20 protein-coding genes are annotated in these 21,401 nt (G+C 70.9%); 6 read left to right on the top strand and 14 right to left on the bottom strand.

Annotated elements, in window-relative coordinates:
* Nucleotides 1–27 precede the first annotated feature (27 nt).
* Complete coding sequence (locus EES41_RS18340) at nt 28–1,800, bottom strand: SDR family oxidoreductase (RefSeq protein WP_123079523.1); 1,773 nt, start codon at nt 1,798–1,800, stop codon at nt 28–30.
* Entirely contained in the window at nt 1,797–2,654 is an 858-nt protein-coding gene (locus tag EES41_RS18335) for a M24 family metallopeptidase (protein WP_123079522.1), read from the bottom strand. The genes EES41_RS18340 and EES41_RS18335 overlap by 4 nt, the downstream gene beginning before the upstream one ends.
* 247 nt (nt 2,655–2,901) lie before the next feature.
* Here EES41_RS18335 and EES41_RS18330 point away from each other — a divergent pair, with 247 nt between their 5' ends.
* The 5 genes from EES41_RS18330 (at nt 2,902) to EES41_RS18310 (ending at nt 7,136) form a co-directional block, all read left to right on the top strand.
* Nucleotides 2,902–3,885: an ABC transporter ATP-binding protein gene (locus tag EES41_RS18330; RefSeq protein WP_123079521.1), complete on the top strand. Its 984-nt coding sequence runs from the start codon at nt 2,902–2,904 to the stop codon at nt 3,883–3,885.
* Nucleotides 3,875–4,762 carry an ABC transporter permease subunit gene (locus tag EES41_RS18325; protein ID WP_123079520.1) on the top strand — a complete coding sequence of 296 codons (888 nt, stop codon included), beginning with the start codon at nt 3,875–3,877 and terminating at the stop codon, nt 4,760–4,762. The genes EES41_RS18330 and EES41_RS18325 overlap by 11 nt, the downstream gene beginning before the upstream one ends.
* Nucleotides 4,759–5,670, top strand: coding sequence for an ABC transporter ATP-binding protein (locus EES41_RS18320; protein ID WP_123079519.1), 912 nt, complete (start codon nt 4,759–4,761; stop codon nt 5,668–5,670). The genes EES41_RS18325 and EES41_RS18320 overlap by 4 nt, the downstream gene beginning before the upstream one ends.
* Nucleotides 5,671–5,683: 13 nt before the next feature.
* Nucleotides 5,684–6,403 carry an ABC transporter permease gene (locus EES41_RS18315; RefSeq protein ID WP_123079518.1) on the top strand — a complete coding sequence of 240 codons (720 nt, stop codon included), beginning with the start codon at nt 5,684–5,686 and terminating at the stop codon, nt 6,401–6,403.
* Nucleotides 6,404–6,488: 85 nt separating this feature from the next.
* The gene (locus EES41_RS18310) at nt 6,489–7,136 is read left to right on the top strand and encodes a rhomboid-like protein (protein WP_123079517.1); all 648 of its coding nucleotides are present in this window, start codon (nt 6,489–6,491) and stop codon (nt 7,134–7,136) included.
* A gap of 184 nt (nt 7,137–7,320) precedes the next feature.
* Here the strand turns inward: EES41_RS18310 and EES41_RS18305 are convergent, their stop codons facing one another.
* The 10 genes from EES41_RS18305 to EES41_RS18265 all read right to left on the bottom strand — a co-directional run bounded on the left by EES41_RS18305 (nt 7,321) and on the right by EES41_RS18265 (nt 17,087).
* Complete coding sequence (locus EES41_RS18305) at nt 7,321–8,133, bottom strand: HAD family hydrolase (protein WP_123079516.1); 813 nt, start codon at nt 8,131–8,133, stop codon at nt 7,321–7,323.
* Nucleotides 8,130–9,407 carry a serine--tRNA ligase gene (gene serS, locus EES41_RS18300; protein ID WP_008741721.1) on the bottom strand — a complete coding sequence of 426 codons (1,278 nt, stop codon included), beginning with the start codon at nt 9,405–9,407 and terminating at the stop codon, nt 8,130–8,132. Before serS ends, EES41_RS18305 begins: the two co-directional genes overlap by 4 nt.
* Nucleotides 9,408–9,465: 58 nt before the next feature.
* Nucleotides 9,466–9,621: a hypothetical protein gene (locus EES41_RS41470; RefSeq protein WP_164495877.1), complete on the bottom strand. Its 156-nt coding sequence runs from the start codon at nt 9,619–9,621 to the stop codon at nt 9,466–9,468.
* Between the two features lie 313 nt (nt 9,622–9,934).
* The gene (gene pheA / locus EES41_RS18295; RefSeq protein ID WP_123079515.1) at nt 9,935–10,870 is read right to left on the bottom strand and encodes a prephenate dehydratase; all 936 of its coding nucleotides are present in this window, start codon (nt 10,868–10,870) and stop codon (nt 9,935–9,937) included.
* 42 nt (nt 10,871–10,912) lie between these two features.
* The gene (gene efeB, locus EES41_RS18290) at nt 10,913–12,217 is read right to left on the bottom strand and encodes an iron uptake transporter deferrochelatase/peroxidase subunit (RefSeq protein ID WP_254211770.1); all 1,305 of its coding nucleotides are present in this window, start codon (nt 12,215–12,217) and stop codon (nt 10,913–10,915) included.
* Entirely contained in the window at nt 12,214–14,187 is a 1,974-nt protein-coding gene (locus EES41_RS18285) for a copper resistance protein CopC (protein ID WP_123079514.1), read from the bottom strand. The genes efeB and EES41_RS18285 overlap by 4 nt, the downstream gene beginning before the upstream one ends.
* A gap of 22 nt (nt 14,188–14,209) precedes the next feature.
* Nucleotides 14,210–14,719, bottom strand: a complete 510-nt coding sequence (locus EES41_RS18280; protein ID WP_123079513.1) for a copper chaperone PCu(A)C — start codon at nt 14,717–14,719, stop codon at nt 14,210–14,212.
* Nucleotides 14,716–15,366, bottom strand: coding sequence for an SCO family protein (locus EES41_RS18275; protein WP_008741036.1), 651 nt, complete (start codon nt 15,364–15,366; stop codon nt 14,716–14,718). The genes EES41_RS18280 and EES41_RS18275 overlap by 4 nt, the downstream gene beginning before the upstream one ends.
* A gap of 54 nt (nt 15,367–15,420) precedes the next feature.
* Entirely contained in the window at nt 15,421–16,152 is a 732-nt protein-coding gene (locus tag EES41_RS18270) for a YcnI family protein (protein ID WP_123079512.1), read from the bottom strand.
* Nucleotides 16,153–16,262: 110 nt separating this feature from the next.
* Complete coding sequence (locus EES41_RS18265; RefSeq protein ID WP_123079511.1) at nt 16,263–17,087, bottom strand: hypothetical protein; 825 nt, start codon at nt 17,085–17,087, stop codon at nt 16,263–16,265.
* A gap of 218 nt (nt 17,088–17,305) precedes the next feature.
* Here EES41_RS18265 and EES41_RS18260 point away from each other — a divergent pair, with 218 nt between their 5' ends.
* The gene (locus EES41_RS18260) at nt 17,306–17,794 is read left to right on the top strand and encodes an ATP-binding protein (RefSeq protein ID WP_123079510.1); all 489 of its coding nucleotides are present in this window, start codon (nt 17,306–17,308) and stop codon (nt 17,792–17,794) included.
* Nucleotides 17,795–17,897: 103 nt separating this feature from the next.
* Here EES41_RS18260 and EES41_RS18255 read toward each other — a convergent pair whose 3' ends face one another.
* Together EES41_RS18255 and EES41_RS18250 are read right to left on the bottom strand one after the other, a co-directional pair.
* Nucleotides 17,898–19,364: an aminopeptidase P family protein gene (locus EES41_RS18255; protein ID WP_123079509.1), complete on the bottom strand. Its 1,467-nt coding sequence runs from the start codon at nt 19,362–19,364 to the stop codon at nt 17,898–17,900.
* A 102-nt stretch (nt 19,365–19,466) separates the two neighbouring features.
* A complete protein-coding gene (locus tag EES41_RS18250) occupies nt 19,467–21,008 on the bottom strand; it encodes a PP2C family protein-serine/threonine phosphatase (protein WP_123079508.1) in 1,542 nt (513 codons plus the stop codon).
* Nucleotides 21,009–21,401: the final 393 nt, after the last annotated feature.

The raw sequence follows: 21,401 nt of genomic DNA, 5'->3' as shown, positions 1-21,401 counted from the left end.
AGCGGGGTATGGCCGTGCCGGGCTCACTCACAGCTTGGGCTCCAGCCTCGCGAGCCGCCGCAGCGTCCCCGGCGCGAAACGGGACATCCACAGCGCACCTTTGGACTCCGGAGTCACCGGTACCACGGCCTGGTTGCGCACCACGGCGAGCACGATCGCGTCGGCGACCTTCTCCGGCGGGAAGTTGCGCAGCCCGTACAGCCGGGACGAACGCTCCTGGCGGCGCTTCTCCTCCGCCTCGTCCACCCCGGCGAACCGCGAGGTCGCGGTGATGTTGGTGTTGACGATGCCGGGGCAGATCGCCGAGACGCCGATGGACTTCGACGCGAGCTCGGCGCGCAGGCACTCGGACAGCATCAGCACCGCCGCCTTCGAAGTGCTGTACGCGGGCAGGGTCCGGGACGGCAGATAGGCCGCGGCGGACGCGGTGTTGACGATGTGGCCGCCCTGGCCGCGCTCGGCCATCTGCTTGCCGAAGATCCGGCAGCCGTGGATGACGCCCCACAGGTTGACGTCGAGGACCTTCTTCCAGTCCTCGGACGTGGTCTCCAGGAAGGGCCCCGACAGCCCGATGCCGGCGTTGTTGACCAGCACGTCCACGATGCCGTACTCGGCGGCGACCTTCGCCGCGAGCTTCTCCATGGCCTGCTCGTCACTGACGTCGACGCACTCGCCCCAGGCCTCGGCGGCCCCGACGAGACGGGCCATGTCGGCGGTGCGCGCCGCGCCCTCCGCGTCCCGGTCCACGCACACCACCCGGGCGCCGGCCTCGGCGAAGGCGAACGCGGTGGCCCGCCCGATGCCGCTGGCGGCGCCGGTGACCAGGACCAGCTGGCCGCCGAAGCGGTCGGCGTACCTCCCCGGCGCCTTCCGCTCCGGCGCGCGGGTGGCGGGCTCCTCCCGCGAGGTGACGAAGTCGGTGATCCACGCGGCCAGCTGGTCGGGACGGGTCCGGGGCACCCAGTGCTTGGCGGGTAGGGTGCGGCGCAGCAGGTCCGGCGCCCACAGCTCCAGATCGTCGTAGAGCCGCTCGGACAGGAAGGCGTCGCCCGTCGGCGTGATCAGCTGGACCGGTACGTGGGCATAGGCGTCGGCGCGCGGCCGGCGCATCCGCGACCGTACGTTGTCGCGGTAGAGCCAGGCTCCGTGCGCCGCGTCCGAGGGCAGCGAGGCCGTCGGGTAGGAGCCGGCCGGGACCTTCTCGATCCGCTGGAGGATCTTGGGCCACCGCTTGCCGAGCGGACCGCGCCAGGCGAGCTCCGGCAGGACCGGCGTGTGCAGCATGTAGACGTACCAGGACTTCGCGCCCTGGTTCAGCAGCTGAGCGGCCCGGCGCGGGGTGGGCCGCGCCATCCGCTTCTTGATCCAGTGCCCGAAGTGGTCGAGGGAGGGGCCCGACATCGAGGTGAAGGAGGCGATCCGGCCCTCGGTACGGGCGGTCGTCGCGAACTCCCAGCCCTGTACGGAGCCCCAGTCGTGGCCGACGAGGTGCACCGGCCGGTCCGGGCTGACCGCGTCCGCGACCGCCAGGAAGTCGTCCGTCAGTTTCTCCAGGGTGAAGCCGCCGCGCAGGGGAACCGGAGCCGTGGAGCGCCCGTGCCCACGTACGTCGTAGAGCACCACGTGGAAGCGGGCGGCGAGCCGCTCGGCGACCTCCGACCAGACCTCCTTGCTGTCCGGGTAGCCGTGCACCAGCACCACGGTGGGCCGGTCCGCATCGCCGAGCTCGACCACGCACAGCTCGATCCCGCCCGTGCTCACCCGGCGCTCGCGCGCCCCCGCGAATGCAGTCCCGCTCATGCCGTCTTCTCCTCAGCCCAGCGCCGCACGTGCGGCAGCTCCTCGTCCAGCCAGAACGCGCTCTCCTCGGGGTCCCGGGAGTCGGTGACGACGAGGATCTCCTCGAACTTCGCGCCGGTGCCCCGGAAGCCCAGGTGCGGCTCCACCGCCCACAGACCCGGCTGCGGCGGATGGTCGGAGAAGCGGTACGGGCTCCACAGCGGGGACCAGCCTTCGCGGTGTCCGTGCAGGAGATCACCGGCCAGGCCCTTCAGGGACTGGGTGCCGAACCCGAACGCGGTCGGCGACCAGCGCCGCTCCTTGACCCTGTCTATTTTGTGCGCGATCACGCCGAAGGGGTAGGCACGGTGCCGGTTGGCGTAGCCCTGCCGCGTCATCAGCCGCTCGACGTTCTCGTAGATCTCGCGCAGGGAGCGGCGCTCGCGCGCCTGCTCCAGGATCAGCGCGCGGTGGTGGCGCAGGTCGGACATGAGCCGGTCCTGCACCGGGTTGAGCCCGAGGCTGCCCGAGTACCCGATGTCGGCCGCGTACCCCTGGTGGACGGGCGCCATGTCGAGGATGAACGGCATCCCCGGCTCCAGCTTCCGGTTGGTGGGGAAGAACTGGAGGGGGATCTTGAAGTTCGCGAATGCGGTGCGGTCCCCGAACCAGGCGAACGGCAGGTGGAACCAGTCCCGCACCCCGCGCTCGCGCAGCCAGTCGCGCTGCATCCGGGCCGCCTCGCGCTCGGTGACCCCGGGCCGCAGCTGCGCCGCGACGGTCTCCGCGCACGCGTAGGCGAGACGCTGGACCTCCCTGAACCCGCGCAGGTCGGCGGAGAGTTGCCCCGTGCGTCGCTTGGTGTCCCCAGCCATGCCAGCCGTCCGTCCGTAGAGCCGTACGCGCCCGTAAGTTGACACTGATGAATGTGACAATGACCGGAGATCACGTCAAGGGTCGTGCGCGCACCTGTGGATAAAGTTGGCCGGACCCGGCCCGCGCACGGTCCGTAGCCGCGCTGTCCCGTCAGCCTCCAGTACGGGTGTGTACGCCGGAAGGCGGAGACGGGATCCAGCTCAAGGTCTGACGATTCCCGGGGATCCCGCCGATAACGTCGGACTCGTGACTGTCATCGCGACCGAAAGCCTGAGCAAGCGGTACCCCCGAGTAACCGCACTCGACCGGCTCTCCCTGGACATCGGGCCCGGCGTTACCGGACTCGTGGGTGCCAACGGAGCCGGCAAGTCCACGCTGATCAAAATCCTGCTGGGACTGTCCCCCGCCACCGAGGGGCGCGCCGCCGTGCTCGGACTCGACGTCGCCACTCACGGCAGCGCCATCCGTGAGCGCGTCGGATACATGCCCGAACACGACTGCCTGCCACCCGACGTCTCGGCCACCGAGTTCGTCGTCCACATGGCGCGCATGTCTGGACTGCCGCCGACCGCGGCCCGCGAGCGGACCGCCGACACCCTGCGCCACGTGGGGCTGTACGAGGAGCGCTACCGCCCCATCGGCGGCTACTCCACCGGCATGAAGCAGCGCGTCAAGCTGGCCCAGGCGCTCGTCCACGACCCCCAGCTGGTCCTCCTCGACGAGCCCACCAACGGCCTCGACCCCGTCGGCCGCGACGAGATGCTCGGCCTGATCCGCCGCGTCTACACCGACTTCGGGATCTCCGTGCTGGTCACCTCCCACCTCCTCGGAGAGCTGGAGCGGACTTGCGACCACGTCGTGGTCGTCGACGGCGGCAAGCTGCTGCGCTCCAGCTCCACCAGCGACTTCACCCAGACCACCACGACCCTCGCGGTCGAGGTCACCGACTCCGACACTCACCCGGACGGCACCGCCGCCCTGCGCGAGGCGCTCACCGCGGCGGGCCTCACCCTGCACGAGGGCGAGGAGCAGGGCCTGCCCGGCGCCGGCCACATCCTGCTGGTCGAGGCCACCGGGGAAGAGACGTACGACCGGGTTCGCGACACCGTCGCCGACCTCGGCCTCGGCCTGGTCCGTATGGAGCAGCGCCGCCACCACATCGCGGAGGTCTTCCGCGACAACGACCAGCAGCAGCTCGTCCGGAAGGGAGCCGGTTCCGATGGCGCCTGACACCTCCACGCAGATCCACAACATCGGATACCGGTCCTACGAAGGGCCCCGCCTCGGCCGCGCCTACGCCCGCAAGTCGCTGTTCTCGCAGTCCCTGCGCGGCGCCTACGGGCTGGGCCGGTCCGCCAAGTCCAAGGTCCTCCCGATGATCCTCTTCGCGGTGATGTGCGTGCCCGCGCTGATCATCGTCGCGGTGGCCATCGCGGTCCCCGGCTCCACCGACCTGCCGCTCAAGTACACGACGTACGCCCTGACCACCCAGGTGGTCATCGGCCTCTACCTCGCCTCCCAGGCACCGCAGTCGGTCTCCCGGGACCTCCGCTTCAAGACGGTGCCGCTGTACTTCTCGCGGCCCATCGAGCGCGCCGACTACGTCCTGGCCAAGTACGCGGCCATGGCCTCGGCGCTGTTCATCCTCACCGCCACGCCGCTGCTGATCATGTACATCGGCTCGCTGCTGGCCAAGTTCGACTTCGCCCACCAGACCGGGGGATTCGCGCGGGGCCTCGTGTCCGTACTGCTGCTGTCGCTGCTCTTCGCCGGCCTCGGCCTCGTCATGGCCGCGCTCACCCCGCGCCGCGGGTTCGGCGTCGCAGCGGTCATCGCCCTGCTCCTCATCCCCTACGGCGCCGTCTCCACGGTGCAGGCCGTCGCCTACTCCACCGGCGCCACCGGCGCCATCGAGTGGATGGGCCTCTTCTCCCCGATCAGCCTGATCGACGGGGTCCAGGCCTCCTTCCTCGACGCCACCTCCGCCTTCCCCGGCCAGGAGGCACCCTCGACCGGTGTCGGCATCGTCTACCTGCTCGTCGTCCTCGGCCTCATCGCCGGCTCCTACGCCGCCCTGATGGCCCGCTACCGGAAGGCCGGGCTGTGACCTTCATCGACATCGACCACACCTCCCGCTGGTTCGGAAACGTCGTGGCCGTGAACGACGTTTCGATGCGTATCGGCCCCGGGGTCACCGGGCTGCTCGGCCCGAACGGCGCCGGCAAGTCCACCCTCATCAACATGATGGGCGGCTTCCTCGCCCCCTCGACCGGCACCGTCACCCTCGACGGCGCGCCGATCTGGCAGAACGAGCAGGTCTACAAGCAGATCGGGGTCGTACCCGAGCGCGAGGCCATGTACGACTTCCTCACCGGCCGTGAGTTCGTCGTCGCCAACGCCGAACTCCACGGGCTCGACGACGCGGCCGCCCAGCGGGCGCTCGCCACCGTCGAGATGGAGTACGCCCAGGACCGCAAGATCTCCACGTACTCCAAGGGCATGCGCCAGCGCGTGAAGATGGCTTCCGCCCTCGTCCACGACCCGTCCGTGCTCCTCCTCGACGAGCCCTTCAACGGCATGGACCCGCGCCAGCGCATGCAGCTCATGGAGTTGCTGCGGCGGATGGGCGACTCGGGACGCACCGTCCTGTTCTCCTCGCACATCCTGGAAGAGGTCGAGCAGCTCGCCTCCCACATCGAGGTGGTCGTCGCCGGCCGGCACGCGGCCTCCGGCGACTTCCGCAAGATCCGTCGCCTGATGACGGACCGCCCGCACCGCTACCTCGTCCGCTCCTCCGACGACCGGGCCCTTGCCGCGGCCCTGATCGCCGACCCGTCCACCGCCGGAATCGAGGTCGACCACAAGGAAGGCGCCCTGCGCATCCAGGCCGTCGACTTCGGACGCTTCACCGAGCTGCTGCCGCGGGTCGCCCGCGACCACGGCATCCGGCTGCTGACGGTCTCGCCCTCCGACGAGTCCCTAGAGTCGGTCTTCTCCTACCTCGTCGCGGCCTGAAGGAGCTGGCACCATGTACAACCCCACCGTCGCCCGGCTCACCTACCGGGCCCTGCTCGGCCGCCGCCGCGCGCTGATCCTCTTCGCGCTGCCCGCCCTGCTGATCGTCATCGCCGTCGCCGTCCGCGCCTTCACCGGGGTGGACGACAAGGTCGCCGCCGACCTGCTCGGCGGGTTCGCCCTCGCCACGATGGTCCCGCTGATCGGCGTGATCGCTGGCACCGGAGCCATCGGCCCCGAGATCGACGACGGCTCGATCGTCTACCTGCTCTCCAAGCCGGTGAAGCGCCCGACGATCATCATGACCAAGCTGATCGTCGCGATCGCCGTCACCATGGCCTTCTCCGCGATCCCCACGCTGATCGCCGGTTTCATCCTGAACGGCAACGGACAGCAGATCGCCGTCGCCTACACGGTCGCCGCCCTCGTCGCCTCGATCGCCTACAGCGCGCTGTTCCTGCTGCTGGGCACCGTCAGCCGGCACGCGGTCGTCTTCGGCCTCGTCTACGCGCTGATCTGGGAGTCGCTCTTCGGCAGCCTGGTCTCCGGTGCCAAGACCCTCAGCGTCCAGCAGTGGGCCCTGTCCGTCGCCGAGAAGGTCGCCGGCGCCGGATACGTGGACGCCAGCGTCGGCCTGCCCACCGCGGCGGTGCTGCTCGCCGTCGTGACCGTCGGTGCCACCGTCTACGCCGGGCAGAAGCTGCGCCGCCTCACCCTGGCGGGCGAGGAGTAGGACCCAGCCCGGCCCGCTCCGCGTACTGTGCCCCGCCCGGCCCACCGGCCAGGCGGGGCACAGCCGCGCAGGCCATCATCAGTGCATGATCGAGCACCCCGAGCCCGAGCTGTCCAGGCCTCTGAGGTCCTGGATACGCTCCTCGCCGGGTACCCATCTGTGGCTGCTGATCATCGCCCTCACCAGCGTCATCGTGGTCATCGCGCCCGACCAGCTCGATCACGTCCTGCTCCACCGCAACAGCAGCAACCTCCACGAGCTCACCCGGCACCCGATACGGTCCCTGATCTCCAGTGCCTTCTGGATCGAGAACCCGGCCTCCCTGGCCCTCTACGCCGTGCTCTTCGAGTTCTTCCACGCCCCCGTCGAACGCTGGCTCGGCACCCTGCGCTGGTTCGTGATCGTCGCGACCGCCCACATCACCGCCACCCTGGTCAGCCAGCGAGTGGTCCTCTCGGCCATCCGGGCCCACCGCGCCCCGCGCAGCATGGTCCACGTCGTCGACATCGGCGTCAGCTACGGACTCGCCGCCGCCATCGGGGTCCTGACCTACCGGCTCCCCCATCCGTGGCGATGGTTCTACCTCGCCGGGGTCGTCGCCTTCTTCGGGATCCCGCTCCTCACCGGAGCCAATTTCACCGACCTCGGGCACGCGATCGCCCTCGCCGTCGGCCTGCTCGCCTGGCCGCTCACCCGGCACCCGCAGCCGACCACCGTTTCACGTGAAACATGAGCGGGACCCGTCCCCGGGGCGGCCGCCGGATTCACCGCTGATGCGCGGAAATTCACTGGTACGGGGCCTGCGGCCGGGGCAGAGTGAGCCGTGCGGGGAGCAACAAAAAGGTCCGGAGCAGCCACTTCGAGCGCGCCTCACGGCGCGGGCTGTTCCGGACCTTTCCCCGTCCCGGGCGGAGCCGTCAGGCGGCGCCGAGCAGACGTTCCAGCACCACCGCGATGCCGTCCTCCTCGTTGGAGGCCGTCACCTCGTCGGCCACGGCCTTCAGTTCCGCGTGGGCGTTGGCCATCGCCACCCCGTGCGCGGCCCAGCCGAACATCGGGATGTCGTTGGGCATGTCACCGAAGGCGATCGTCTCCGCCGCCTTCACACCCAGCCGGCGCGCGGCCAGCGACAGGCCGGTGGCCTTCGTCAGCCCCAGCGGCAGGATCTCAACTATCCCGGCGCCCGCCATGACGATGTCGACCAGGCTGCCCACGGTCTGCCGGGCCGCTCTGACGAGCTCGTCGTCGCCCAGCGTCGGGTGCTGGATGTACAGCTTGTTCAGCGGGGCCGTCCACACCGCGGTGGTGTCCTCCAGGTAGACGGCCGGAAGGCCCTCCTGCACCTGGTAGCCGGGCCCGATGAGCACGTCGCCGTCCACCCCGTCCCGGCTGGCCGCCAGCGCCAGCGGGCCGATCTCGGCCTCCAGCTTGGACAGCGCCAGTCCGGCGAGCTGCCGGTCCAGGGTCACCGAGGTCAGCAGCCGGTGCGCGCCCGCGTCGTAGACCTGGGCGCCCTGACCACAGACCGCGATCCCCTTGTAGCCGAGGTCGTCGAGCACTCCCCGGGTCCAGGGCACGGCCCGGCCGGTGACGATGATGTGTGCCGCGCCCGCCGCGGTGGCCGCGACGAGCGCCTCACGGGTGCGTTCCGAGACGGTGTCGTCGCCGCGCAGCAGCGTGCCGTCGAGGTCGGTCGCGACGAGCTTGTACGGGAACGGAACCGGGCTCACTTGGCGATCGGCTCCAGAACCTCGCGGCCACCGAGGTAGGGACGCAGTGCCGCGGGTACGCGCACCGACCCATCGGCCTGCTGATGGTTCTCCAGGATCGCCACGATCGTGCGCGGTACGGCGCACAGCGTGCCGTTCAGCGTCGACAGCGGCGCGGTCTTCTTGCCGTCGCGGTAGCGGATCGACAGGCGGCGCGCCTGGAAGCCGTCGCAGTTCGAGGCGGAGGTCAGCTCGCGGTACTTGCCCTGGGTCGGGATCCAGGCCTCGCAGTCGAACTTGCGCGAGGCGGAGGAGCCCAGGTCACCGGTGGCGACGTCGATCACCTGGAACGGCAGCTCCAGGCTGGTCAGCCACTGCTTCTCCCACTCCAGGAGGCGCTGGTGCTCGGCCTCGGCCTCCTCCGGCGCGACGTACGAGAACATCTCGACCTTGTCGAACTGGTGGACGCGGAAGATGCCGCGGGTGTCCTTGCCGTACGTACCGGCCTCGCGGCGGAAGCAGGGCGAGAAGCCGGCGTACCGCAGCGGCAGCTTGTCGGCGTCGATGATCTCGTCCATGTGGTACGCGGCGAGGGGGACCTCGGAGGTGCCGACGAGGTAGTAGTCGTCCTTCTCCAGGTGGTACACGTTCTCCGCGGCCTGGCCGAGGAAGCCGGTGCCCTCCATGGCGCGCGGCCGGACCAGCGCCGGGGTCAGCATCGGGATGAAGCCGGCCTCGGTGGCCTGCGCGATCGCCGCGTTGACCAGGGCGAGCTCCAGCAGCGCGCCGACGCCGGTCAGGTAGTAGAACCGCGAGCCGGACACCTTGGCGCCGCGCTCGACGTCGATGGCGCCCAGCGACTCGCCGAGTTCCAGGTGGTCCTTGGGCTCGAAGCCCTCGGCGGCGAAGTCGCGGATGGTGCCGTGCGTTTCGAGGACGGTGAAGTCCTCCTCGCCGCCGACCGGGACATCGGTGTGGACGATGTTTCCGAGCTGGAGGAGAAGCCGCTTGGCGGCCTCGTCGGCCTCGTTCTGCTCGGCCTCCGCGGCCTTGACGTCGCCCTTGAGCTGCTCGGCCTTCTTCAGGAGTTCCGCCCGCTCCTCCGGAGAGGCCTTCGGGATCAGCTTGCCGAGCGACTTCTGCTCATTGCGCAGTTCGTCGAAGCGCATGCCGGAGGACCTGCGGCGCTCGTCGGCGGAGAGCAATGCGTCGACGAGGTCGACGTCCTCTCCACGGGCGCGCTGCGAGGCGCGGACACGGTCAGGGTCTTCACGGAGCAGCCGGAGGTCAATCACCCCTCCAGGCTACCGGGCCGGGCTTCTGGGGATCACACCGATATCACGCTGTGTGTCGCTATGCCCCAATTGAGGTGAATGGAAAAGACTGGCCTGCTGGCTGGAAGGGATCGCCCGGCAGGTTGTCAATAAATGCGGCCCATTCCCCGAAATGGGGCAGATCGTCGAACGGTCGTCGGCTCTTGAACAGGCTCGCAGGCTCTTCCTTGTCCACAGGAATTCCCGCTGGACCCACCTTATCCACAGGCTGTGCGCGGTATCTGTGGACACGGAAATAGATCATTCGTGACCGGTGGCCGGTCGGGGCGAATCGGGGTTCAAACCGCCCTCACACACTCATTCGGGTGGGAATGACTCGCCCCAAAGAGTTGCTCGGCGATACGGCGGTGACGCCGTTCACCTCCCGCTCGCCAGCGCGAAACCCGGGTCCCCCGACCGATTTGTCGACCTTGTCGCGCTGCTCTGTCGACTTGTCCCCAGGTCCCCATCTCGCCCTGTGGATAACTCTGTGGACAGTGGACGAGCGCCTACGCCCGGCCGTCGAGGCAACGCGTCAGCCAGTCCGACGCGGCCGTGAAGTCACCCTCCGAGGTTCCGGGCCGCGCGGGACGTACGTCACCCACAGCGACACCGGCCCTCGGGTAGGAGCCCAGGAAACGGACCTGCGGGCAGGTCCGCTTGAGACCCATCAGCGCTTCGCTCACCCGGCGGTCGGAGATGTGTCCCTCCGCGTCGACGGCGAAGCAGTAGTTGCCGATGCCCGCGCCGGTCGGCCGGGACTGGATCAGCATCAGGTTGACCCCGCGCACGGAGAATTCCTGGAGCAGTTCCAGCAGCGCGCCGGGGTGGTCGTCGCCGAGCCACAGCACCACGGAGGTCTTGTCGGCGCCGGTCGGCGCCGCCGGGCGCGCGGGTCGGCCCACGAGGACGAACCGGGTCTCGGCGTTCTGCGCGTCGTGGATCTCGGTGACCAGCGCCTCCAGCCCGTAGGTGGCGGCGGCGAACTCACCGGCGAAGGCGGCGTCGAAGCGGCCCTCCTGCACCAGCCGGGCGCCGTCGGCGTTGGAGGCGGCCGACTCCCACACCGCCTCGGGCAGGTTGGCCCGAAGCCAGTTGCGCACCTGAGGCTGCGCGACCGGGTGCCCGGTGACCGTCTTGATGTCCGACAGCTTGGTCCCGGGCCGCACGAGCAGCGCGAACGCGATGGGCAGCAGCACCTCGCGGTAGATCATCAGCGGTTCGCCGGACGCCAGCTCGTCGAGGGTCGAGGTGACCCCGCCCTCCACCGAGTTCTCGATGGGCACCAGCGCGGCGGCGGCCTCACCGCCCCGCACGGCGTCCAGGGCGGCCGGAACGGACACCATCGGGACGAGCTCCCGCGTGGCGGCTTCCGGGAGGGTGCGAAGGGCGGCTTCGGTGAACGTGCCCTCGGGACCGAGATAGGTGAAACGGGTGGCCGACATGCGATCAGCCTAATGCCGGGTCACCGGCCGGGGCGGGCCTGTTCACCCTTCGAGCAGCCGCTGTCCCACGTACTCTCCGGCCCGCGGTCCGGGCGGTACGGCGTACAGACCGCTGGACTCGTGCCGGATGAACGCGGACAGCGCGTCGCCGCGGTCGAGCTTGCGCTGGACGGGGACGAACCCGCGCAGCGGGTCGGCCTGCCAGCAGATGAACAGCAGTCCGGCGTCCGGGGTGCCGTCGGCGCCGATCCCGTCGTGGAAGGAGAAGGGGCGCCGCAGCATGGCGGCTCCGCCGTTCTGTTCGGGGGCGGAGATCCGGGCGTGGGCGTTGGAGGGGATCACGGGCTTGCCGTCCGCCCCGAATGCGGCGAGGTCCATCGGGGTGGTCTCGCTGCCGCCGGTCAGGGGCGCGCCGGTGGCCTTGGTACGGCCGATGACCTGTTCCTGCGCGGCGGTGGACTGCTTGTCCCAGTCGTCGAGGAGCATGCGGATGCGCCGGACGACGGCGTACGAGCCGTTGCCCATCCAGGCGTGCTCGGCGGGTCCGGGTCCGACGGCCGGGACGAAGATCCGCTTGTCGAAGTCGGGCTGCGCCGGCTTGGGGTTTCCGGTGCCGTCGATCTGGCCCATCAGGTTGCGGGCGGTCATCGGGGAGCCGGTGGCTCCGGGAGAGCGGTTGAAGCCGTTCATCTGCCAGCGCACGCGCGCGGCCTCACCGGCGTCCTTCTGGAGGGAGCGCAGGGCGTGGAAGGCGACGAGCCCGTCGTCAGCGCCGATCTGGACCCATAGGTCACCGTTGCTGCGCTGGGCGTCGAGCCGGTCGCCGGAGAAGTCCGGCAGCGGATCGAGGGCGGGCGGGCGGCGGTCGGTGAGTCCGGTGCGGTCGAAGAAGGAGTGGCCGAAGCCAAAGGTGACGGTGAGCGAGGACGGCCCGGCATCGAGGGCGATGCCGGTGTCGGCGGTCGGGGCGGCTTCACCGGCCATGAGCCGGCGAGCGGTCTGCGACCAGCGGCGCAGCAGGGCGGCCGCCTCCTTGCGGCCGGCGCCGGGGGCGAGGTCGAAGGCGATGACGTGGCCCTTGGCCTGGAGCGGGTTGGTGATGCCGGCCTGGTGGTCCCCGTCGAAGGCGATCCGGGTCGCTCCGAGAGAGCTGAGCGCTCCGGCGCCGCCATGGGCTCCGGTCGCCCCCGGCTCGCCCACCGCGGACTGTACGAGGGCCCCGCCGGTGGCGCCGAGTGCGAGCCCGACGGCACCCGCGGCGCCGACCGTGCCCAGCAGCCGGCGCCGGGAGATCTCGATGTCGGGGTTGCTCTCGTTGCTCTCGTTGTTCTCGGTCACGCGGGTCAGCCGATCTTCACGTTCTTCTGGACGGTCGTCTGGTCGATGTCGGAGGTGCGGACGGTCACGTCGATGCGCCATTCGCCGGCGAGCGGCAGCTGCACGCCGGTGGCGCTCCAGTGTCCGGGCGCCGCCCGCTCCGGGACGAGCGGCAGGGGGCCGATGTCCTTGGTGGGCAGGGTGAAGGCGACCTTGACCTCGGGGAGGTCGAGGGGCTGGCCGTCCGGGGTGTCCGCCCACAGGTGGACGGCGTTGGCGCCGACCCGCCCCGGGTCGAGTTCGAGCCGCACGGTTCCCTTGCCGGCCGGGCCGCCGGTGTCGAACGGAAGGCTGATCTTGACGGCGCGGTCGGGGACGGCCGTGGCGGTGTCAGCACTGGTGCTGCCGGCTTCCAGCTCCGCGGTCCGGCCGGGCTCAGTGCTGGTCAGGATGGTGGTGACGGCGAGCAGGACGACGGCGACCGCCGCCTCGGCGAGGACGGAGCGGCGCAGGCCGACCCGGTCGGAGTCGGCGTCACGGACCTGCTTCTCGCGCGCGTTGGCACGGGCGGCCCGCTGCCGGGCGAGCTGGGCGGCGCGCTTGGGGTCGGCGGGGACGGTCACGGACTCTGTTTCACGTGAAACATCGCGCTGGGAGACGACCTTGGCGCTCTTCCCGGCGGGGGTCTCGGCGAGCCGCGTGGTCCACGTCCGGGAGACGTAGGCGATGGTGACCAGGACGGCGACGAGGCCGACCTTGACGAGCAGGAGCTGCCCGTAGCTGGTGCCGGTCAGGGCGGACCAGCTGCCGACCTGGCGCCAGGACTGGTAGACGCCCGTCACGGTGAGGACCAGGACGCTGATGAAAGCGACCCGGGAGAACCGCTGGACGGCCTCGCGCTCGATCTCGGGGATCTTGTGGAGGGCGACGAGCAGCGCGGTGAGGCCGCCGAGCCAGGTGGCGACGGCCAGCAGGTGCAGGATGTCGACGGGCATGGCGATACCGGTCTGGATGCCGGTGGAGGCGTGCTCGGACAGCGCCCAGGTGGCGGCGATGCCGGCGGCGACGACCGCTCCGCCGATGCCCAGGCCGAACGCGAGGTCGTTGTTGTCCTTGGCGGTGTCCGCCCCGTTAGGGCCTCCCGAGGACCTGGCGGCCTTCGGACGTCCGGCGGCGGCGCTCTGGCTCCGCGCGTACGCCCCGAAGAGAACGGCGATGAACAGCGCGGCCGCGCCGAGGAGCAGCAGCCGGGAGACCAGGGAGGCTCCGGTCTTGGTCTCCAGCACGGCCCTCAGCCCGCTGAGGTCGAAGGCGTCGGCGAAATTCCCGGAGCCGGTGTACGGGGTGCGCAGCAGCAGCATCGCCAGGGTGGCGACGGTGAGGGTGACCCAGGCTCCCACGACGAGCTTCTGCAGGGGACGCTCGGCCGCGCCCCGGCGCCAGCACAGCAGCACGAAGGCGGCGGCTCCGACGAGAACGGCGAAGCCCCCGTACGCGGCGTAGCGGGCGATGTCGTAGACGACCCCGACGGGACCGCCGCCCGCCTCCTGGCCGGCCAGGCTGACGCTGGTCTGCGAAGGGGCTCCGATGGAGAAGGTGAAGGCACCGGAGACCGGGTGGCTGTCGGCCGAGACGGCCTGCCAGGCGACGGTGTAGGTGCCGTTCGGCAGGCCGGTGTGCAGGGCGGTGCCGTAGCGGATGATCGACCCGCTGCACAGGTCGCGCAGTTCACCGGTGTCGACGCGCTTGCCCTGGGGGTCCAGCACGCGGATGGAGTCGCCGCCCATGGCGACCTGTTCCGAGAAGGAGAGGTTGACCTGGGCGGGGGCCGTGGCGACCACCACCCCGTCCTTGGGGTCGCTCGCGGTGAGTGCGGCGTGCGCCGTGGCCGGGGTGGCCGCGGTGAACAGGGTTGCCAGCAGGGCGGCGAGGACCAGCGCGAGCCGCGGCAGGAGTGCCGTGGCCCGGACGCGGGCCGTGGATGGGGCGGTGGCCGTCATGGCGTGTCAGTCCCTCGGTCCGTCAGTGGGCGGTGGAGTTCTTGGCGTTGTACGTCCGCTCCTTGACGTCCAGCTCGACCTTGACGGGGTCGGCCTTCTCGAAGCGCAGCTCGACGGTGACCTTCTCGCCCACCTTCGGGGTGTTCTTGAGCCCCATGAACATGACGTGGCTCCCGCCGCGCTCCAGATTCAGCTCACCGTTGGCGGGCACGTCCATGGCCTGGACCTGCTGCATCTTCTGGTCCTTGGTCTCGTGGATCTGGAGATCGTCCGAGAGCGGGCTCGTGACGCCGACGAGCTTGTCCGCGGTCTTGGAGCCGTTCTTGATGACCATGAACGCGCCGGCCATCTTGTCGTTGACGGGTTCGGGCATGTAGCCGCCGCTGACCGTCATCTCGGGCTTGGCCGCCCCGCTCTTGGAGCCGGAGCCGGAGCCGGAGCCGGAGTCCGAGTCGGAGGAGCAGCCGGATATGGCGAGCGCTGCCGTCAGGGAGAGGGCGGCGGCGATGGTGCGGGTGGTGCGGCGGTTCACGGGTTCTCTCCCTTGACGATCTTCGGCAGGTCCTTGGTGTAGTCATCGACGGAGGTGCTCTCGCCGTAGAGGACGTAGCCCTCGTCCGTCTTGGGAGAGAACGCGATGACCTGCGCGCCGTGCATGGAGACGACGTCGCCGTTGGCCTCCTTCTTGGCGGCCTCGATACCGATGCCGAGACTGCGCGCGGCGGCCTGGATGGTGGCGAAGTCCCCGGTCAGGCCGGTGAAGGCGGTGTCCTGGGACCTGAGCCACGCGCCGAGGGATTCGGGGGTGTCCCGTTCGGGGTCGGTGGTGACGAAGACGACCTGGAGCTTCTCTTGGTCGGCCTTGGGGAGTGCCTTCTTGGCGACGGCGATGTTGCTCATCGTCAGGGGGCACACGTCGGGGCAGTTGGTGTAGCCGAAGTAGATGAGCGTCGGCTTGCCCTTGGTCTGCTCGCGCAGGTTCCAGGGCTTGCCGGTGGTGTCCGTCAGGACGAGGTCCGGCTTGCTGAAGGGGCGGTCGAGCACGGTCGCGGCGCCGGCCTTGGCCTGGCCGCTGATCTGCTTGACCGAGCTGCTCTTTGCTGTCTCGCCGCCGCAGGCGGTGAGGGTGAGGGCGGCCGCCGCCGCGAGGGCGGCGACGGTCACGCGTGTGGTGCGCATGAGGAGATGTCCCTGGGATCGGGGATGCTGAGGATGTTCTACGGGTGCGGCAGGTCAGGAGGCGCGGCGGCGCGAGGCGACACCGAAGGCGATTCCGCCGAGTCCGACGACGATGCCGGCGACGCCGAGGGCGCGCGCGGTCGTGTCGGAGCCGCCCTTGGCGGCCTTGGCCCGGCCGTCCTCGTGGTTCTTGTCCGCGTTCTTGCCGCCGTCGGCCGCGTCCGCCTTCTTGTCGCCGGCGTCGTGGTGGTCGGCGTCCTTGGCGGCGGTCAGCTTCAGGACCGGCGCCGGGTTCTGCGGTTCCGCGGCGCCTTCCTTGGTCTCCTCGATCCAGCGGACGATCTCGTCGTTGTCGTACGTCTGGATCGCCTTGAAGACCATCTGGTCGGCGTCCTCGGGCAGCTTGCCGACGGAGACCGGGAACTGCTGGAACTTGCCGGGCTCGATCTTGCCGCCGCTCCAGGTGACCTTGGTGACGGCCTCGTTGATCTGCTTGCCGTGCACGGTGAGCGGCTTGTCGAGCTTGCTCTTCTCGATCTTCACGGTCCAGCCGGGAATGTCCTGCGGCATGACGGACGTGAGCGGCTGGTCGATCGGGAAGTTGACCTCCAGCTGGGTGGTCGAGGCGTTGTCGCGCTCGTTCGGGACCTTGAAGTTGATGGTCGCGTAGCCGCCCTTGGCGGCGTCGCCGGGCTGCACGCTGACGTGCGCGAAGGCGGTGCCGGAGAGGACGAGGACGGAGCCGGCGGCAAGGGCGGCGGCGAACGAGACGCGAGAGGTCTTCATGACGGGATCACTCCACGGAAGCAGGGATGACGGTGGCTCCGGGCGCGGGCGCGCGCGGAGTTCGCGGCACCGGTGCTCCCGCCGGGTGTCCCGGGGAGTGGGGTGCCGCGTCAGGCAGCGAGGACGAAAGCCGCCGCGGGCGGACCGCGCCTGATCACCGTGTGCTGGAGCGCCTCCCGGCCGGTCGGGGCCGCCGGAGCGGCCGCGGTCCGGGAACCCCGCGCGGTACGGGGCGGCGTGCCCGGAAGACCGGACACGAGGGTGCGTACGAAGGCCAGCGCGGCCCGCAGCGGACGGACCGGGTCGGTGTCGCCGGACAGCCGGGACAGCTCGACGAGCCGGAACAGGGCGGCGTCGCCGCGCCCGAGCAGCCAGCCGGCGGCGAGTGCGGCCAGCAGGTGGCCCATCATCATGGCCGGGCTGAACAGGCCGGTCGTGGGCTCCGTGGCGGCCTGGGCGAGGTGCGCGTGGGCCGTGTGTCCCTGCGCGGCGGCCTGTCCGGCCATGGCGGCCGGGTCGAGGCCGGCGGTCTCCAGGACCCGCCGGGCGTCGGCCGGGCTGAGCGGAACGGAGTTGCCGCCGCAGACCAGCTGGGCGGCGAGCGCCGCCAGCGAGGTGTCGGCGGAGGAGGCGGCGCCGCCCGCCGCCGGAGTGGCCGCGGCGCTGTGCTGGCCGAGGCCGAACAACGCGTGGAGTCCCAGCTGGCCGACGGTCAGCCCGGCGGCGATGCCGGGCAGCGTGTGCCGGCGTCCCGCGAGGGTGGCCGCGACCGCGAAGACGGCCAGGAAGGCGATGCCGAGGACCCACCAGGGCACGGTGGCGCAGGACGCCACGGCGTGCCCGGCCGCGGACAGCACGACGCAGACCGCGGTGAACACCGCGGCCCGGATCGTCCGGAGACCGGCTCCGGGGGGCGTCGTGTGGGGGGCAGACATGGCCGGGTCATCATCGCACTGCGCTTAGGTCTCCCATACGGCAGGTCCGAAACGTCCGGTGCGTCCGTCGCCGGGCCGCTCCGGACGCCGTCCGCGCAGCGGCTGTTGGGACCGATCGTGGTCATACACCGGGGCCCGGGAGTGTCACATCGGCCGAATGAGGGCTGTGGCGGTCGCCGGGGGCTTACGGCCGACCGCGGGAGGCAATAGGTAACCGTATGAGCATCTGGTGGTCTCTCCACTTGCGGCGCGAAGCCGCGAGCGTCCCGCTCGCCCGGCGGTTGCTGCTGGGGACGATGGAGACCGCGGGGGTGGACCCGGACATCTCCTTCGATCTGTCGGTGGCGTTGAGCGAGGCCTGCGCGAACGCGGTGGAACACGGCGGCCCGGCCACCGGTGCGGGCCCCGGCCCGGACGACGACCCGGCCCCGGAGGCGTGCGCGGCGTACCGCGTCACGGCGTATCTGGACGGGGACTGTTGCCGCATCGAGGTGACCGACTCGGGTCCGGGTTTCCCGCCGGCGACCGTGGCGGGGCACGGACCGGGGCCGGTGGGGCCCTCGGAGAAGGAGCACGGCCGGGGGCTGGGGCTGATCACGGAACTCGCCGATCACGTCCGGTTCCGCAACCGGCCGGGCCGGGGCGCGGAGGTCAGCTTCGACAAGATCCTCAAGTGGCGCGAGGGAGCGCTGCTCAAGGTGTCGTAACCGCCGCGCGGAAGCACGCCTCGACGATGCCGCGGCGCCGTCCGGGAACGCCGGTGGGCGGGACTCGCGTACGAGAACCCGCCCACCGGTCGCGCGCCGGAGGTCAGCCCTTGAGCGCCGCCATCCACGCCTCGACCTCGGCCGACGCGCGGGGCAGCCCGGCCGACAGGTTCCGGTTGCCGTCCTCCGTGACGAGGATGTCGTCCTCGATCCGGACACCGATGCCGCGGTACTCCTCGGGCACGGTCAGGTCGTCGGTCTGGAAGTACAGACCGGGCTCGACGGTGAGGCACATGCCGGGCTCCAGCGTCCCGTCCACGTACGCCTCGGTGCGCGCGGCGGCGCAGTCGTGGACGTCCATGCCGAGCATGTGGCCGGTGCCGTGCAGGGTCCAGCGGCGCTGGAGGCTCAGCTCCAGGACGCGCTCGACCGGACCCTCCAGCAGACCCCACTCGACGAGCTTCTCGGCGAGCACGCGCTGCGCGGCGTCGTGGAAGTCGCGGAACTTCGCGCCGGGCCGGACGGCGGCGATGCCCGCCTCCTGGGCCTCGTACACGGCGTCGTAGACCTTGCGCTGGATGTCGCTGTACGTGCCGTTGATCGGCAGCGTGCGCGTGACGTCGGCGGTGTAGAGGTCGCGGGTCTCCACGCCGGCGTCGAGCAGCAGCAGGTCGCCGGGGCGGACCTGGCCGTCGTTGCGGACCCAGTGCAGGGTGCAGGCGTTCGGGCCGGCGGCGCAGATGGAGCCGTAGCCGACGTCGTTGCCCTCGACGCGGGCGCGCAGGAAGAAGGTGCCCTCGATGTAGCGCTCGGAGGTGGCCTCGGCCTTGTCGAGCACCTTCACGACATCCTCGAAGCCGCGGACGGTGGAGTCGACGGCCTTCTGCAGCTCGGCGACCTCGAACGCGTCCTTCACGACGCGGGCCTCGGAGAGGTGGACGCGCAGCTCCTCGTCCCGCTCGGCGGTGACCTTGTCGGTCAGGGCCGTCTCGATGACCGCGTCGTGCCCGCGCAGCACGCGGACCGGGCCCCCGGCCTCGGCGAGGGCGTCGGCGAGCTCGCGGACGTCCTTCGCCGGGATGCCGAGCAACTGCTCGGCCTCGGTGAGGGAGTGGCGGCGGCCGACCCACAGCTCGCCCTGGCCGGACAGCCAGAACTCGCCGTTCTCGCGGTTGGAGCGCGGCAGCAGGTAGATGGTGGCGCGGTGGCCGCCGGTGCCCGTGGGCTCCAGGACCAGAACGCCGTTCTCGGTCTGGTCGCCGGTGAGGTACGCGTATTCGGTCGAAGCGCGGAACGGGTACTCGGTGTCGTTCGAGCGGGTCTTGAGCCGGCCCGCGGGGACCACGATCCGCTCACCCGGGAAGCGCGCGGACAGCGCGGCACGGCGCTCGGCCGTGTGCGCGGCCTGGGCGACGGGCTTCAGGCCGTGCAGCTCGGTGTCGGCCCAGCCGGCGCGCATGCTGTCGGCGAGTTCGTCGCTGACGCCCGGGTACAGCCCGTTCTTGCGCTGCTCGTGCTTCTTCTGGGGCTGCTCTTCTTCCGGGGTCTCCGGGGTGAGCTCGTCAGCCACTTCTTCTCCTCAGCTGCGACGGAACGGTTTGGGCGCGGTCCTGGTGAGGACCCCGTCCATCGTAGGCGCGAGGGGAAGATAAACCCCTTTATGTGTGATTGATCAGTCAAACCGGACGGCGAGCAGCACGATGTCCTCGACGGCGGCCTCCAGTGCCGCCTCGGCGACTCCCTCGGGGAGCACGTTGCGCAGGATGTGGTCGCAGATGGCGGCCGGGTCGTCCCGGGCGCTACGGGGGACCCCCGCGGCCGCCGCGTGCAGCCGGGCGTACGCCCGGTCCATGGGGTCACCGGTGCGCCGCAGCAGCCCGTCGGTGTACAGCAGCACCGTTTCTCCGGGTGCGGGTTCGATCTCCACGCTCGGTGCTTCCCAGCAGGCCAGCATCCCGAGCGGCGCGGAGAGCGAGGTCTCCACGTACTCGGTGCGGCGCTCGCCGATGAGCAGCGGTGGCGCGTGCCCGGCCCCGGCCAGGATGATCTTCCGCTGGGCGGGCTCGCAGTACGCGAAGAGAGCGGTCGCCGAGCGCGCCGGCTCGGTCAGGCGCAGCAGCAGCTCCAGATCGGAGAGGACCGCGACGGGATCCTCCCCCTCCATGACGGCGTACGCGCGCAGCGACGCCCGCAGCCGCCCCATCGCGGCGACGGCGCTCGGGCCGGCCCCGGTGACGGAGCCGACGGCGAGCCCCATGGCCCCTTCGGGCAGCGGCAGCGCGTCGTACCAGTCGCCGCCGCCGAACGGGCCGGTGTGGTGGCGGGCGGCGAGCTGGACGCCGGGGATCCGGGGGAGCCGGCTGGGCAGCAGCTCCTCGGCGACGCTGGCCAGGCGGGAGCGCGAGCGGTCGATCTCCACCATCCGGGCCAGGTGCTCGGAGCCGTGCCGGACGTACAGCCCGACGAGGTCGCGCTGGCGTTCGCTGGGTTCGGCCTGCTCGTCGTAGAGCCAGACGGCCGCGCCGAGCCGCCCGGTGGCCTCGGCGGTCAGCGGCAGCGCGTAGCTGGCGGCGTAGCCGAGGCGGGCGGCGACCTCGCGGTGACGGGGGTCGACGGGGGCGCCGTACCCTCCGGTGCCGGGGGGCGCGCCGGGTTCGGGGAGCACCTCGGAGCCGCCCCGGGCGTCGGGGAGCCCGTCGAGGATGCGGCCGTACGAGGTGGCGCTGCGCGGCACGGTCTCGATGTGGCCGAGGTCGGCGCGGCCGAGCCCCAGGCCGACGGTGGTGCTGGGGCCGAGTGCGTCGGAGGGCTCCAGGACGATCAGGCCGCGGCGGGCGCCGACGAGTGCGGCGCCGGCGCGCAGGAACTCGTGCAGCGAGGAGTCGAGGTCGTCGGCCCGGGCCAGCCGCTCGGTGAGTTCGTTGAGCGTGGTGAGGTCGGAGACCATGCCCGCCAGCCGGTCCTGGATGAGGGTGCCGGCGGGAGGGGTAGGGGCCGGTGCGGGAGTGGTGCGCGCGGGTGCGGGCGCCGCAGTGTGCGGCGACGCGGTAACTGCTGGATCGATTCCAGCCACTTTCGGCAGATGCGGCGCGCTCATGGCGTCCGCCTTTCCACCTGGTGCGATTCGCCACGTAGCATCGCAAACCCCCAGATCGTGCTGCGCCGCCATCATTGAATCCACATCTACACGCACACGAGGAGCGATGTCCAGCATTGCCCAGGTGGGAATCCTGGTGTCCGTGAGACGGCAACTCACCGTCGAGCCAAGGCTAGAACTTGGCCGGAAAAAGCTGGAAGCGGGCTGTTTTTGCGATCGACTGAGCGGGCGTCGAAGTCGCTCCGGGTACGTAATCGGTGATGCCCAGGGAGAGTTGACGTGGTCCGGCACCCGCCGGGAACCGCCCGGCACGAGCCGTCGTCCTTAGCGGCGGCAGCCGGTCTGGGTATCGGCGCGGGTTGCGCTCCGCCCCGCCGGACGTTTCATGGACCCGTAAGAAACCGGCACGAACCGTGTGAACCTGCTTCAAGGCGGACAGTGACGCGAAACGTGTACGTGTGGTGAAACACCGCTTACATGGTGTGATGTGGCCCTCGGCGTTCAACGGAA

The sequence above is a fragment of the Streptomyces sp. ADI95-16 genome (assembly GCF_003721495.1).
GTDB lineage: Bacteria > Actinomycetota > Actinomycetes > Streptomycetales > Streptomycetaceae > Streptomyces > Streptomyces goshikiensis.
This window is presented reverse-complemented; position numbering and strand designations above follow the sequence as displayed.